The sequence below is a fragment of the Micromonospora sp. NPDC007230 genome (genome assembly GCF_042869115.1).
In the GTDB taxonomy this organism is placed as follows: Bacteria; Actinomycetota; Actinomycetes; order Mycobacteriales; family Micromonosporaceae; genus Micromonospora.
Map to the genome: position 1 here is coordinate 44,450 of NZ_JBIAFE010000002.1, position 14,049 is coordinate 58,498.

Here is a 14,049-nt window from a genome sequence, read left to right on the forward strand (position 1 = left end):
CGGGCTGCCACCCAGGCCGGTGCGCCTTCCACCTGCCTCGCAGGCGACCCCCTAGCTGACACCGAGCCAACCTTCAGACCGCCACTTGTACCGCACCGTTTCGCCCCCTGACGGCGGACTGAATGCCTAGGCCTGGGGCTGCACGGGTGGCTGGGAGCAGGTCTGCTCGGACGGGGACGATTTTTCGGTACAGGTCTGCCAGTGCTTGCCACGAGTCGGCACGAGGTCATCGGGCCAACATCGCCACGATCATGGTGACGCTGATGACCAGCAGGACGATCACGGCGACCACGACGCGCGGCGGCCCCTGCCGTGAACGCTGATGGAGCTGCCGCAGCAGCTGTGTGGGTTGGTTCCAGACGGATACGGCAGCGTGGCGGCCACGCCGGCGTGTCGGTTCGGTGCGGGTCGTTGAGTACGCCACCGGTTTGCCTCCAACGGAGCGTCTGGTGCTCTGTTCGGGTGAGCGGGACGAGTTCGTGTCGTCTGCCGCGAGGGCCACGCCCCTCGGCCTTCCACCATGACAAGCGGTACGCCCCTCCGAGCCGTTACATTTGCGTGAGCGAGCGTGCGCAGACAGTGTTCATGATGTGGTGTCGCTGGTCCTGCTTTCGGTGAGCAGGTGACGAAGGGCTGGCCGCGCGGGCGTAGGGCACTCGACGCTCAGGTGGCCGGCCGGCTGAAGCCGCTCGCGACCGACCACCGCTCGCCCTTCGGGGACGACGTCAAGGTGCTTACACCACTACCTGGTACGCGCCGACGACCTCGAGCGGTTCCGCCCGCCCCTCGGCGCGGCCCGGCCGATCAAGTGGATCGCAGGCCAATGACACGGGGCGAGCACGGCATGATGGTTTACCTGGTCAGAGGCCCGGGTACGGCTGCTGCGCCGCTGCGGGTTGCTCGACCTGGGGAGAACAGGGCAGACGACGGCCGAGACGCCCGTTCCGGTCCCAGATCACGCCAAGGACCAGATCTGCCGCACCTTGGATGACCTGCATGCTCGTACGCAGCAGGCAGCAGCGCACCTCGCTGACATCTATGCGCTCCTCGCGCTGCTGGACAGGGAGATCGAACGGCATCAGCAACGCCGGTAGGTGGTCGGTCAGGAAAGTCGGCGGGAGTGGGCGGAGAGCAACGAGCGCAGCGGTGCCGGGCCCGCCGCATCGAGCCCCCGCTTCGGGAGTACGAGCACTGCTCCGCCGCGCCGCTCAGATGCAAGCAGGACGAACGACCGATCGGTCTCGACGTGCAGCGGGTACTGAGCCCAACTTGTCGTCGATTGTCCGGCGGCGCTGCTGAGATGCACCCCGATGTCGGTAACCGTGGCCTGCATGGGCTGGGACAGCGCAGGATTGCCGCGCATGATCTGCCGAACCTGAAGCCGGTAGATCCAGCGGGAGCCGCCGAAGAACCGGCGCAGCAGCAGGCTGAACCCGACGGTGACGGGCACCACCACGATGAACAGCACGACGGCACCTATCACAGCGGTGCCCGCCGCCACATTCGCAGACAATGCAGAGGAAACGAAGACGACAGCGAGCAGGCCGACCGTCAGTAGGGTGCTCAGCCACCGCAGATACCAGGGACGCGCGATGCTGCGGTTCTGGGCGGCGAAGCCGTCCAGCAGGTCGTCCGACGTGAGGACGTAGTGCAGCTGCACGGAGTGGGCCGTGACGTTCTCCGGGGGCATGACTGGAGAGCCTACTCACCGCCGTGCATCCCTGTGGTCATCATTGGTCGCCTCCGTCTGCCTATGGGCGGCCTGGTGATGGCCTGGACCTGGTCCTCATCGTCGATGCGCGGCGCCCTATCCCCACCTCCGACCTCTCGCTTGTAAGTTGTGGCCGCTATGCCTCCGGCTGAGGAGGCGTGGTGTCGAAGCCCGCTTGCTCGGTGTAGAGGATCGCTCCCCACCGGTCAGAGGTGAGCCTGGGCATGGTCCGGACAATCGTCCAGTCGAGCAGATGTTCCCTCTCCGCCTCCAGGACCGACAGCACCGGCACCCATAGGCGCGTCTCCGTCTCGAAGTCGGCCCGGTGGATCAGCGCGGACACCTGCCGGTTCCCCGACAACAAACTCCGATGATCGACGCCCCGTGCCTGTTGCCGCCCCGGTGTCGCGTACCCAAACCATGGCCGGATCGTGAGGAACAGCGGCTGGTGATCGGGAAGGGCGTCCCGGCGGCCGATCCAACGGCTACCGGGACGCCCTGATGACGCTGATTAACCGTAGAAACCCCACAGCTTTTGCAGATGCAGAAGGGGGGTGCTCTCCCGGTAGCCGGCCCAAGCCTCCTTGTAAGCCCCTTCGATCCAGTCAAAGTTGCACCTGGCCCAGGTACCGGATCCATAAGGGTTGCGGCAGTATCGGAACGAGTAGGAGCCCTCGTAGGCGCTGACTGCCCCGATCGCCGAGTTTCCGTCGGTCTTGCCGTCCTTGACGTAGACGTAGTCACCGTAGTAGTCGACGCAGACAGTCGTGTTGCCGTAGGGGGTTGAATGGCATTCGCCTTCCCCCGCTCCGACCTGGACGCCGGTCTGGCATGCGGTTTCACCGTCGTTGCAGCCTTTGTACCAATCCTCGGCGGCCATGGCCGGCGCCGGCGCGGCGAACACCACGAACGCCGCGGTCGCGAGAGCGAGGGCCCCGCCAACCGCACGCCGAGAACGCGCGAGTCCGCCTCGAACCGTCGTCAGGTATCTCAAGGATTACATCCTCTCTGAAGCTAGTGCGATCTTCATCCGCACCGAGAGCACGCTATGACGCAGCTCCTGCTAAGAGCCACCGTGCACGATGCTCAAATGCCCCATCGCGTTGTGCACGGTGCACACTCAGACGCCGCCAGAGTCGGCATTCCCCCTGACCGGACGGCCAACAGCAATTTCTCCACCACCGCCATCTGAGAGGGAGTTTCACATTGTGGCTCAGCCGGGTGTGTTGAAGGTTCGGCGTTGCTGGCGGGTGGCGGGTTCGCCTCGGGTGAGGCGGTGGAGCGTGCCGGCGATGGCGGCCCAGCGGATCATGGCTTCCGAGGCGGCGGGGCGGGTCTCGTAGTCGCGGGCCAGGCGGCGGTGGGCGGTCAGCCAGGCCAGGATCCGCTCCACCACCCCAACGGCGGGGGTGCACGACGAATCCGCGCTGGTCGGCTGGTTTGCGCACGATCTCGATCGTGGTGCGGAGGGTGTCGCGTGCCCAGTCGACGAGGCGACCGGCGAAGCCGGTGTCGACGAAGACGTGCCGGATGGGCGTGGCCGCGTATGCGGCGAGCAGGGCGCCTTTGGCGCCGTCGCGGTCGGGTAGACGTAGGCCCCCACTGGGGCTGGTCCGTGGGGGCCTACGCCTAATCGCAAGGTGACGCGAGGGCCATCAGCACCAGGCTCGGTACAGCTCTCGCACGTGTCTTGTCCACTCGCGGTGGCTCAGTCGGTGACGTCGACCTTCGGCGGATTGTCGTCGGTGTTCTGCGAGACCAGCACCAGCTGGTACGTGCTGATAGCGCCTGGCTCGATCCGCGACTGCGGGCCGCGCGGCTGCACCGCGCGCATCTCCCTGCCGAGGGCCTGCCCGGTGTCCGGGTCGATGATCAGACGCACCTCAAAGCGACCGAACGTGGGGCTTTCCTGGGCGAATGCGATCGCCTGCCCGGGCCGGCCGTGCATGTCGTGCACGAGGCCCAGCCCGCGGACCCCCGGCAACGTGGCGAGCATGCGGTATGCGGCGGCGCGGACCTTGTTGCTGACCGGCAGGTCGATCACCACGCTGGCGGCGACGGTGAACAGCCACTGATCGCGGTCGGTGGGCATGTCGCTGCCTCCCCCGTCAAAGCGGCTGAGCAGTGCGCCGCGGAGGGCGACCGGGTCAGTCGGCAGGGCGTCGAGTTCTGCCTGCGACACGTTTCGGTCGCCGAGGGCGAAGAGATGCGCTGCGTCGACTGTGTTGCCGTGGACCTTGCCCGGGGCGATCTGCAGGTCGAACGGCTTCGGCTTGGTGATCCTGATGACTGCCGGGGAACCGTTGCGGCGCCAGGCGGCCTCGTCACTTGGCGTGGCGGGCGCAGCGCCGAGCGACTGCGAAATGACCCAACTGCGGTCGGCGCTGGAGCGGGCCAGCCAGTACTGGCTACCGCTCCTTTCGAACATGGTGTATGTGCCGTTGGCGGCCTCGACCGGCACCGCCCAGCCGCTCTCCGTTTGGATGGTCAGATAGCGCCCGCTGTCTGACGAGGTTTCGTTGCTGTGTTCGGCTGCTACGAGCAGCAACCGGCTAGCGTCCATCGGCCTCTGCGGGGCCGGCGACGCGACACTGGATGCGGCGTTGGGTGCATCGCGCGGAGCGGTGCCTGGCCCGGCCACGGCCACGGCCACCGCGACGGCGGTGATAGCCGCCGCGGCCCCCCCTACCGCCTGGAGCAAGACCGCCCGCCGACGTCGGGGCGTGCGGGGCTGGTCGAGCGCGGCATGCCGGTCGGCGGCTGAAGCATCGGCCATGATGCCGGCAATGGCCTGTGCGGTGCCCTCGGCCCGGTTCGGCGGTGGGTTCAGTCGTGCCGGTCTGGCCTTGGCAAGCAGGTTCAAGACGTCTGGTGAGCGGCTCATTGGATTGACTCCTTCGGAATAAGCGTGGCGGCGGATCGAGGGAATTCCGGTTCGGTGGTGGCGGCCATCGCGGCCTTCAAGTGACGCCGGGCGCGATGCAGGCGCACGTAGTACGTCGCTGTAGAGCAGCCGAGGACCCGAGCCGCGTGAACTGGCGCCAACCCATGCCAGGCGACCAGCGTCAACAATTCGCGGTCGTCGTCGGACAATTGAGCGAGAGCCGCGAGCACTGCAGCCCGCTCGGCGACACTGTCTGCTACGTCGGCGACGGACAACTCCTCGTCGGTGATCCACGCGCGCATCTCGGCAGCGACCGCTTGCCGCCGTTCCTCCGCGCGGTATCGTTCACCCACCACATTGCGAGCGACGGCAAGCAGCCATGGCAGCGGCGCAGCCCTCGGCAGCGCCGGCAACCGCCGCCACGCCACCAGAAACGTCTCGGCGACGACCTCATCGGCCAGCTGACGACCAGCGCGCGCGACGGCATACGCATACACCTGCCGGTAGTGCGCCCGGTACACAGAGGTGAAATGGTCCTCCGGTTGAGGTTCTGGCACTGACTTCGACCCTTCCTGTCAGAGGTTCTCCATCACCAAGAAATGTCTCGGGCACACCGTTTCTTACATCAGCCATGGATTTCGCCCCGGTCACCGCAGGCAGACCGCTGCCCCCGGGTCGGGTGACCGCCGGCTCGAAGCACTCTGTCGTTCTGCGGCGGCCCTCCTGGCTCCCCGCCTTCCGCGCCAGCCGCCGGGGATCAGGGGTCGCCGAACGGTTCGGAGTCTCCCGCCAGGCCGTGCATCGCTGGCTGGCCTGGTATGCCGACGAGGGTCTGGAAGGGCTGGCCGATCGGTCCAGCCGGCCACGCTCCTCGCCAGGGCAGACCCCGCCGGAGGTGGAGGCGCTGATCTGTGAGCTGCGCCGGACCATCCCCGCTGGGGTGCCCGTCGTCTGGTCTTCGAGCTTGGCCGCCGTGAACTCGAGATACGACGACGCGATCGCCTCGGCGGCATCCTCCACGAGTACCAGAATTCGGCGTGACCTGCGTGGACGAGGTTTTCGGCAATCGCACTGTGCCGGCGAGGGTGGGGAGATCGTTCGCTGCGACGTCCCTCGTTACTCAGACACGGCTGTCGTGCCGGTACTGCGATGGCGACTGGCCGGTGTGGTTGCTAAAGACCCGGCTGAGGTAGAACGCGCTCCGGTACCCACAGCGCTCGGCGATCGCCTGCAGTGTGTCGTCGGTCTCGGTCAGCAGCTCCCGTGCCTTCTGCAGCCGGACGCTGCGGAGGTACGCGACCGGCGTGACGCCCCGGACGGCCCGGAAGCGTCGTGAGAGCTGCGTTGGACTGATGCCGAGTGCCGCGGCCAGATCACCGAGCGAAAGGTCCGGCGAGGTGAAGTGATCCAGGATCAACACTGTCGCTTGCCGCACCAGCTCGTCTCCGGGCGCGCCGCGGTGGGTGCGGCGCATCATCAGGATGAGGTCGGTGACGACATGAGCGGCCAGCAAGCCGGGGTGGGCTTCGGCGGCTTCGAGCATCGCGAGGTCGGCGCGGTACCGGTCGACGTCCGGTACGCGCGTACGGCCGATCGGCGGCTCCAGCTCAGTGGTGAAGCGCGCATGGAAGAAGGAGGTCGGAGTCTGCATCCGGCGCCAGAGCGTGCCGCCCGGCGGGCAGACGACGATGTCGCCGCGCTTGGCAACCCCTCGCGGTCCGCCGGAGACCTCGAAGGTGAAGGATCCAGTCCTCGGCAGCAGCAGGCACCAGTCGTCGTACCTGTCGAAACTGAGGCTGAACTGATCCTGGGACGGGGCGAGCAGGTAGCCGTCCAGCGTCACCATGGCAAAAAAGTATATGCGGATGGCCGGAACTGCTATGCCCAAGCAGATTCCCGCGGCGGCAGAGTGCATGCTTATGACGACTACAGCCGATGTCTGTGTCTACGGAGGAACGCCGGCGGGTTGCATCGCCGCGATGACGGCGCATCAGGAGGGCGCGTCCGTGATCCTCATCGAGCCGAGCCGCTGGCTAGGCGGCATGCTGGGCTCGGGTATCAAGCCCCGGCAGGACTGCCCGATTTCCACGATCGCGGGCGGCCTGACGAGCGAGGTGGTCTTCGGCTTCGGGGACAACCCCCACAGCGTCATGCTGGCTTTCCACGAGTGGATCGAGAGTGCGGGCGTCGAGGTGATCTTCGAGCGCCGCGCTCGTTCGGTGAGACGAGAAGGCAACCGCATCACCGCCGTCCAGCTGGAGACCTCGCAGCCGGACCGGTGGGGTGTTCCATTGCCGGCTTCGGAGTCGGTTCCCGACATCGCCGTGCAGGCGGCGGTCTTCATCGACGCTTCGTACGAGGGCGACCTGATGGCACTGACCAAGGTCCCCTACCGTACCGGACGCGAGTCACGAGACGCCTTCGGCGAACAGGTCGCCGGCGTTCGCCCGGTCACGAACTGGACGCCTATCGACCCGTACGTCGTACCGGGGGACAGCACGAGCGGACTGCTGGCACTGGTAGAGGGGGATCACGGTCTGCCCATCGGCGCAGCCGACGACTACACGCAGGCGTACAACTTCCGCTTCTATGTCACGACCGACCCGGCACGCCGGGCTGAGCTCACTCCGCCCGACGACTACACCCCCGACGACTTCGAACTGGTACGGCGCTACGTCCGACATCTGGGATCCGACGTCGAGGCGCTGCGCGGCATTTTCCCCGGTTGGCTCAACTCGGGTGAGTACAACTACCAGCGCGCGTCACTGATCACCAACGCTCCCGTCGGAGTGAGCCGCCGATACCAAGACGGCGACTGGAACGACCGTTCGCGACTGTGGCGCTACCACATCGACTATCTCCGCGGTCTCCACCACTTCCTGTCGACGGATCCCGCCGTACCTGAGGAGTTCCGAGCGGAGACAGCGACCTACGGCCTGGATGCGAGCGTCTTCCCGGACACCGACGGCTGGCCACCGCAGCTCTACGTGCGGGTGTCGCGGCGGCTCGACGGGATCTACACCGTCACATACGCGGACGTTGCCAACCAGACGGATCCCAGCGACAGCATCGGCCTCGCCCTGTTCGGCGTGGACGTCTATCCGGTACGGCGGATTCCGCATTGCGATCCGGCGACCGGGCAACTCGGTGTGGCGACCGAGGGCGACATGTTTCTCGGCGGCCACATGGGCACCGGCGAGCCGTATCCGATTCCCTACCGGGCAGTCACCCCGTGGCAGTCCGACTGCGGAAACCTGCTGGTCCCAGTCTGCCTGTCTGCCACTCATATCGGCTACGCGGCCACCCGGATGGAACCGGTGTTCTCCGTCCTGGCTGAATCCGCAGCGGTTGCCGCGGTGCAGTCCCTGCGCGAACACACCGACGTGCAGGACATCGACGTTGCCCAACTCCAATCCCGACTCGTCGAGCGCGGCCAGGTCATCGCATGGACCGCCACATAGGCCCTCAGGTCCTCACTCGCCGGACCAGTGTCTTGTCCGCCCTCGCCCGGCTGGTGCGCGCCGACCTGCCGGCCAGGACAGGACGGACACTGCCATCAACAGCAACTCGTCGAGGGCGCCGCTGGCATGGCTGCGCTCGTTCGGCACCCCGGTGCTGGTCGGGATCGAGGGCACCGCCGCCGCTGGCAGGGGCGTCCGACCCGATCGACGCCAGGCCGCCGCCCTCGCCACCCACCGCACCGGCATGCCGAAGCTTCTCGGAACCCCACCGGCCCGTCCCCGATGGACGCGATGTGATGTTCCTTCTCTTCCCGGGCGGATTCACGGTGCTCGGTGTTTGCGGATCTCGTCTGGCCAGGCGAGAGTGACGCCGAGGGTGTCGGTGAGCAGCCGCTGGTAGTCCGCCAGGTGGGTGTGGTCGATGCGGACCTTGCGGGGTGGCACGCCCCGGTCGAGGCAGTACGCCGCCATGGCGCCGGCGGCCTCGCCGATGCTCCACTCGACCGGGTGCAGCCGGTAGCAGCCGTTGGTGATGTGGGTGGTACCGATGTTCTTGCCAGCGGCGAGCAGGTTGTCGACCCGGATCGGGATGAGGGCGCCGAGCGGGATCTGGAACGGGTACGACTCGATGTCGACGTAGGTGCGCCCGGCGGTGCTTGGGTGCAGGTCGATGCGGTAGTGGCCGATGCCGACGCTGTCGGAGAAGACCTGGCTGCCGGCTCCGGGTGGGCGGGCGCCGACGCCGACGTGCTGCTCCAGGACGGTGAACTCGGCCTGGATACGGCGTGATTCGCGGATGTAGGGGGCGATGGCCAGCCCGTCGCGGGTTCCGGTGACGTCGCCCCGCAGCCGTAGCCCGGGGTATCCGGTGCCCTCGCCGTCCGGGTGCGGTGCCTCGGTCTGCATCCAGTGCAGGAACGACAGCGACAGGTCGCGGGCGCCGTCGAGCGCGGCGGCCCGGGTGGCGTCGTCGACGCCGAGCAGCGGGGCCTGCCAATAGTCGATCTGCGGCCAGTTGACCAGGGTGACGTCGGCGAAGGCGGTGCCGGTGAACTGGCGGGCGGCCAGGATGCGCCGGTAGTGCCACAGGTCGTCGGCGGGCCCGCTGCCGGGGTCATCGCGGAAGATGGGCCGCTTGCGCGTACTGAGGGTGATCGGTTCGACGTCGATCCAGGACAGCTGCGGGCCGGGCCAGAACGGGGCGACCGTGGTACGCCAGAAGTCGTAGCCTGCCGGGCGGTCGATGGTGTGATCCTCGCCGGGCCGATGTTCCAGGGCGAAGCACCAGGAGATTGCCTGCTGGTTGAGCGGGTCGGCGACCGGCAGCGCGTGGGGTTCGCCGGTGGTGTCCTGGCCTTCGGCGCCGATGACGTGCTCGACTCCGGCCAATGGGAGCAGGTCGCCGAGTTCGGTGGCGTCGAGGATGTAGTCGGCGGTGACGGTGATGTCGCTGCCGTCGGGGCGGCGCAGGGTGACCGCGGTGATCTGCTCCCCGGTGGTGTCGGCCGCGACCGGTTCGTGCTGCAGCAGGACCGTCACGCGACCGGCGGACTGCCACGGTGCCAGCAGCTGATCGATGACGGCAAGGGCTGAGCGGGGTTCATGGCACAGCCGACTGACGTGACCCAGGCCCGGGTTGAGCAGTGGATCGGCGGCGGCCCGCGGCGTCAGCGGGTAGTTGTCCCGGTAATGACGGCGGATGCGCCGCCGGAAGTCGGCGTAACTGACGGCGGCCAACTGGGTCTCGATCCAGGCGTTCTCGTCCGGTGGCACCGCCTGGCTGGTGAGCTGGCCGCCGAGCCACTCGGTGGCCTCGGCGAGTATCACCTTGCGGCCGAGCTTGGCGGTGGCCAGCGCGGCGGCGACGCCGCCGACTCCCCCGCCGACCACCAGAACATCCGTCTGCAGCTGCGTACTCACGCAGTCGTTCCCCTCTCGCACCTCGGGTTCATTGGCCGGTCGGCCGGGGTCGGGCACCACTGACGCGTCGGGCGCTGACGAGCTGGCGCACTCATCGGGCGTCCTCGCGTACGATCCGTGGGCCGGCGTCGGTTCCCAGCTGGGCGAACCATTCTGACGCGAAGTCCAGGTCCGGAACGGTTCCCGCCGGCAGCGGAATGCCTGGTACGGCAAGCTCGGGTGGCGTGCGGTGAGCCCGCAGCTCAGCGATCACGTCGCGGACCCGCGCCCCGACGGGCTTCACGGAGTTGTTCGTATCGATGAGACCGAGCCCGTATTCGAGCTCGTCGAAGCCGCGGAATCGGCGATCGATGTCGTGCGACGCCCACCACGTCACGGCGGTGACCTCCGGGATCGCGGCGATCCGCCGCAGCATCCGTTCGGCGAAGTCCGGCACCGTCGCCCGGTCGAGCCAGAGGTCGGACACGCCGACCTCCTGCACCCACAGCGGCTTCCGTCGTCCGCCGAGGGTCGCCAACGCGACCTGGGCGAGATAGTCCGGGATCGCCCACGCGCCGCGCTCCTGGTCACCGAACCGCGCCAGCGCCCCGGTGAAGTACGGCCAGGCGTGGATGGCGACCAGGTCCGAGATGTCCACCACTGCCTCTGCGGTGAGCGCGCAGTCGCCGGTCATCCAGGGTTCGTGATCGACACCGACAGTGACCGGTACGCCCGGAGTCCCGGCGCGCGCGGCCGTGACCATGCGGCGCGCCCAGCCATCGCAGGCACCTGATCCGAGCCCGGACTGTCGCATGAGCACGTTCGGCTCGTTCGCGATGTCGAGACACCACAGGGCCGGGTGCGCCGAGACGGCCCTGGCGACTGCGGTCACCAACAGCGCGGCGGCTTGCACCGCGTCCGGATCGGTGAAGGGATTGGCATCCCGTAGCCAGGCGGGACGGAAGTCGAAGCCGCTCAACCAGCCGTCGAGCACTGTCGGGCAGACTGCCAGGCCGCGCGCTTCGGCAAGGTCGAGCAGGCGTACGAGCCGGTTTAGGAGGGCCGAGGAGACGTACGCCGGGTTCGGCTGGAACAAGGGCCACAAGCACTGGATGCGTATGTGGTCGAAGCCGAGTCCGGCGATGACGTCGAGATCACGCGCGATGGCAGCGTCGTTCCAGTCGACCCACGCGTACCACCAGTCGCGGCTGGGCAGGTAGTTGACGCCGTAGCGGACTGAGGTGCTCACCGGCCCAGCCGATCCGCGAGGAACGACGCCTGGAGTGTCCACTGACCCGCGGCTCCACCTTCGTGACCGTTGTAGGGGTGGACCGTGATCGCCTTCTCCCCCGCGTACGCGTTGTACGCGGCGAACACTGTGGACGGGGGGCAGGTCTGGTCCATCAGACCGACCGAGAAGAGCGCCGCCGCAGACGCGCGAGAGGCGAAGGACACCCCGTCGAAGTACGACAGAGTCGTGAAGACCCGCTCCGTCATGCCTCGTTGCACCGCGAGGTATCGGACGATCTCCTGGTACGGGTCACGGTCGGTGAGGCCGACCGCCCGCTCGAAGTGACACAGCAACGGGACGTCCGGCAGGGCGGCGACGAGGTCGCCGGACAGCCCGGCGGCGGCCAGCGCGATGCCGCCGCCCTGGCTGCCTCCGCAGACCGACACGCGAGCGGCGTCGACCAGCGGATGCTCCCGAACAGCGTCGATCGCGCATACGGCATCGGTGAACACCCGGCGGTAGTAGTAGGTCTCGGGGCTGTCGATGCCGCGGGTCATGACGCCACTGGCGGCAGGGCCGCTGCCGTGCGGATCGGGCGTGCGGCCGCCGACGCCCCACTGGGCCCCCTGCCCGCGCGTGTCCATGACCAAGAACGCGTATCCGGCGGCAACCCAGGGAAGCCACTCGTGCGGCAGGCCGCGACCCGCACCGTAACCCAGGTACTGCACGACGGTGGGCAGCGGCGCCTCGGCATCGGCCGGAACGAGCAGCCACCCCGCGACCGGGTCACCCGCGTACCCGGAGAACCGCACGTCGAAGACCTGGCATGCCGCCAGGGGCGAGTCGACCGGCGTGAACGACGGCTTGTCGCCCGCGGCGCGCGCCTCGGCGAGCGTACGCGTCCAGAAGTCGTCGAAGTCCGCCGGTTCGCGGACCTCGGGCCGGTAGGCGCGGAGTTCGTCGAGGGGGAGGTCGAATCGAGGCATGGGGTTCCTTCCGAGAGCAGGCATTCGGTCCGTGCGGACGAGGGCGGCCGGCCGTGCAGCGGAAACCTTTGGGGCGGCCCGGGAGAATCCCCTCCTGTTAGGGAGAGGGGGATGTCAACCTTTCAGGGCTCCCGAGTTGCCGGCCGCCCGCAGGAACTGCCGCTGGAACACGAGGAAGAGCACCATCGGGATGATCACGGAGATGAACAGGGCGCCCATGAATTGCGCGAAGTCGACGGCGGTCTCCAGCCGCGGCAGCGCGACCGAGATCGGCTGGTCCTGCGGATTCGGCAGCACCAGTAGCGGCCACAGGAACTCCTTGTACGCCCCGACGAGCGTCAGCAGGCTCACCACGCCCAGGATCGGCCGCGACATCGGCAGCACGAGCGAGACGAAGACCCGGAAGGGACCTGCGCCGTCGATTCGGGCCGCCTCGAACAGGTCGGCCGGGATGGCCGCGAAGAACCGTTGCATGAGCAGCACATTGACCGCGTTCGCTGAGGCGGGGAGCCACACCGCCCACAGGGTTCCGATCAGGTTGACGTGCACGAGCGGCATATCCATCACGGTCAGGTAGAGCGAGACGAGCGAGATGACGCCGGGAATGAACAGCGTCGCGAGGAGCGCTGCGAACACGACCTTCGCGTACCTCGGTTTCAGGACGGCGAGCCCGTAGCCGCCGGTCGTCGCGACGAGCAGCCCGAAGAACAGCGACCCCGTCATGAGCCAGAGGGTGTTGACGAAGTAGCGCGCGAAGTCGATCTTCGTCCACACCTCGGCGAAGGTGCTCCAGTGGATCCCGCTCGGCCAGAGCGTGAAAGGGTCGGAAAGTGTCTCGGTCGTCGTCGATGTCGCGGCCTTGAACAGCCAGAACAGCGGTCCCACGCACAAGACGGCGAGTGCGGCGAACACCAGCGCTCGGACGGCGACAAGTGCGATCCGTACGCCGGGGCGGCGCCGGTCGAGACGGGACAGGATGCTGCGTTCGGCGTCGGCGGTCATGAGGTGCTCCAGCGCTTGGTCGCCCAGAGGTAGATCCAGGACAGGCCCGACAGGGCGATCGCCAGCAGTAGGCTCAAGGCCGTCGCGCGCCCGTAGTCCCCGGATACGAAGGCGTACCGGTAGATCAGCATGAGGATCGTGACCGTGCGGTTCTCGGGACCGCCATTGGTCATGATGTAAGGCTCGGTGAAGACCTGGAAGGTGCCGATCAGCTGCAGCAGCATCATCACGAGCAGCACGCCGCGCATCTGCGGGAGAGTGACGTGCCAGAACCGCCGGAGTGCATTCGCCCCGTCTGTCTCCGCGGCGTCATACAGCTCGGTCTGTACGCCCATCAGCGTGGCGAGATAGATGATGGTCGCAGTTCCGAACGACGCCCAGGTGGCCTGCAGCACGATCGAGGTCATGGCGAGGTCGCCGTCGTTGAGCCACGACAACGGGCCCAGCCCGGCCCATCCGAGGATGGTGTTGAGCACGCCGGTCGGGCTCGGGTCGAAGAATGCCTTCCATAGCAGGACGGCGACCACGGGCGGGAAGATCACGGGCAGGTACACGAGCGCCGAGGCCAGTCCGCGGGTGCGGCGCAACTCCGCGATGAAGACCGCCAGGATCACCGGCACGGGGAACCCGATCACGAGGGCCAGCAGCGCGAACCACAGCGTGTTGAGCGCGGCCGTCAGGAGCAGCGGGTCGGCCAGGACTCGGGTGAAGTTGTCGAGGCCGACCCAGTCGGTGGTCAGGAAATTGGTGCGCTGGACGCTGAGCGGCAGCGACCGGAGGATCGGCCACCACGAGAACAACCCGAACGACAGCAGCACTGGCAGGAAGAACACGAGCGTGGACAGTCCGCCCCGGCGTACCCAGTTGATGAGGCC

Annotated in this window: 15 protein-coding genes and 1 pseudogene; 3 read left to right on the forward strand and 13 right to left on the reverse strand. The window is 67.8% G+C overall.

Going from position 1 to position 14,049, the window contains the following annotated elements; genetic code table 11:
* Nucleotides 1-860: 860 nt before the first annotated feature.
* The 5 genes from ACFYML_RS03390 to ACFYML_RS03410 form a co-directional block, all read right to left on the reverse strand.
* The gene (locus ACFYML_RS03390; protein ID WP_387419056.1) at nucleotides 861-1,079 is read right to left on the reverse strand and encodes a hypothetical protein; all 219 of its coding nucleotides are present in this window, start codon (nucleotides 1,077-1,079) and stop codon (nucleotides 861-863) included.
* Nucleotides 1,080-1,102: 23 nt separating this feature from the next.
* Complete coding sequence (locus ACFYML_RS03395) at nucleotides 1,103-1,690, reverse strand: YcxB family protein (RefSeq protein WP_387419057.1); 588 nt, start codon at nucleotides 1,688-1,690, stop codon at nucleotides 1,103-1,105.
* Nucleotides 1,691-1,847: 157 nt separating this feature from the next.
* Nucleotides 1,848-2,054 carry a hypothetical protein gene (locus ACFYML_RS03400; protein ID WP_387419058.1) on the reverse strand — a complete coding sequence of 69 codons (207 nt, stop codon included), beginning with the start codon at nucleotides 2,052-2,054 and terminating at the stop codon, nucleotides 1,848-1,850.
* A gap of 168 nt (nucleotides 2,055-2,222) precedes the next feature.
* Complete coding sequence (locus ACFYML_RS03405) at nucleotides 2,223-2,705, reverse strand: hypothetical protein (RefSeq protein WP_387419059.1); 483 nt, start codon at nucleotides 2,703-2,705, stop codon at nucleotides 2,223-2,225.
* A 219-nt stretch (nucleotides 2,706-2,924) separates the two neighbouring features.
* Nucleotides 2,925-3,104 carry a hypothetical protein gene (locus tag ACFYML_RS03410; protein WP_387419060.1) on the reverse strand — a complete coding sequence of 60 codons (180 nt, stop codon included), beginning with the start codon at nucleotides 3,102-3,104 and terminating at the stop codon, nucleotides 2,925-2,927.
* A gap of 16 nt (nucleotides 3,105-3,120) precedes the next feature.
* On the opposite strand from ACFYML_RS03410, the gene ACFYML_RS03415 reads away from it, so the two are divergent.
* Nucleotides 3,121-3,300, forward strand: a complete 180-nt coding sequence (locus ACFYML_RS03415; protein WP_387419061.1) for a hypothetical protein — start codon at nucleotides 3,121-3,123, stop codon at nucleotides 3,298-3,300.
* Between the two features lie 119 nt (nucleotides 3,301-3,419).
* On the opposite strand, the gene ACFYML_RS03420 is transcribed toward ACFYML_RS03415, so the two are convergent.
* Both ACFYML_RS03420 and ACFYML_RS03425 read right to left on the reverse strand, forming a co-directional pair.
* Nucleotides 3,420-4,595, reverse strand: coding sequence for a CU044_5270 family protein (locus ACFYML_RS03420; protein WP_387419062.1), 1,176 nt, complete (start codon nucleotides 4,593-4,595; stop codon nucleotides 3,420-3,422).
* Nucleotides 4,592-5,116 (reverse strand): RNA polymerase sigma factor, encoded by a 525-nt coding sequence (locus ACFYML_RS03425; protein ID WP_387419063.1) that lies wholly within the window; start codon nucleotides 5,114-5,116, stop codon nucleotides 4,592-4,594. The genes ACFYML_RS03420 and ACFYML_RS03425 overlap by 4 nt, the downstream gene beginning before the upstream one ends.
* Nucleotides 5,117-5,226: 110 nt before the next feature.
* Between ACFYML_RS03425 and ACFYML_RS03430 the strand changes: the two are divergent.
* Nucleotides 5,227-5,508, forward strand: a pseudogene (locus ACFYML_RS03430) (helix-turn-helix domain-containing protein); the annotation flags it as partial.
* 207 nt (nucleotides 5,509-5,715) lie between these two features.
* Here ACFYML_RS03430 and ACFYML_RS03435 read toward each other — a convergent pair.
* Nucleotides 5,716-6,441 carry a helix-turn-helix transcriptional regulator gene (locus tag ACFYML_RS03435; RefSeq protein WP_387419064.1) on the reverse strand — a complete coding sequence of 242 codons (726 nt, stop codon included), beginning with the start codon at nucleotides 6,439-6,441 and terminating at the stop codon, nucleotides 5,716-5,718.
* Between the two features lie 34 nt (nucleotides 6,442-6,475).
* Between ACFYML_RS03435 and ACFYML_RS03440 the strand changes: the two genes are divergently transcribed.
* Nucleotides 6,476-8,056, forward strand: a complete 1,581-nt coding sequence (locus ACFYML_RS03440; protein WP_387419065.1) for an FAD-dependent oxidoreductase — start codon at nucleotides 6,476-6,478, stop codon at nucleotides 8,054-8,056.
* Nucleotides 8,057-8,377: 321 nt separating this feature from the next.
* Here ACFYML_RS03440 and ACFYML_RS03445 read toward each other — a convergent pair whose 3' ends face one another.
* From ACFYML_RS03445 to ACFYML_RS03465, 5 genes are all read right to left on the reverse strand, one after another.
* Complete coding sequence (locus ACFYML_RS03445; RefSeq protein ID WP_387419066.1) at nucleotides 8,378-9,976, reverse strand: FAD-dependent oxidoreductase; 1,599 nt, start codon at nucleotides 9,974-9,976, stop codon at nucleotides 8,378-8,380.
* Nucleotides 9,977-10,067: 91 nt separating this feature from the next.
* Nucleotides 10,068-11,204, reverse strand: coding sequence for a cellulase family glycosylhydrolase (locus tag ACFYML_RS03450; RefSeq protein WP_387419067.1), 1,137 nt, complete (start codon nucleotides 11,202-11,204; stop codon nucleotides 10,068-10,070).
* On the reverse strand, nucleotides 11,201-12,172 hold the full coding sequence (locus ACFYML_RS03455) for an acetylxylan esterase (RefSeq protein WP_387419068.1): 972 nt from the start codon (nucleotides 12,170-12,172) through the stop codon (nucleotides 11,201-11,203). Before ACFYML_RS03455 ends, ACFYML_RS03450 begins: the two co-directional genes overlap by 4 nt.
* A gap of 114 nt (nucleotides 12,173-12,286) precedes the next feature.
* Nucleotides 12,287-13,174: a carbohydrate ABC transporter permease gene (locus ACFYML_RS03460; protein ID WP_387419069.1), complete on the reverse strand. Its 888-nt coding sequence runs from the start codon at nucleotides 13,172-13,174 to the stop codon at nucleotides 12,287-12,289.
* Complete coding sequence (locus tag ACFYML_RS03465; protein ID WP_387419070.1) at nucleotides 13,171-13,992, reverse strand: carbohydrate ABC transporter permease; 822 nt, start codon at nucleotides 13,990-13,992, stop codon at nucleotides 13,171-13,173. Before ACFYML_RS03465 ends, ACFYML_RS03460 begins: the two co-directional genes overlap by 4 nt.
* Nucleotides 13,993-14,049: the final 57 nt, after the last annotated feature.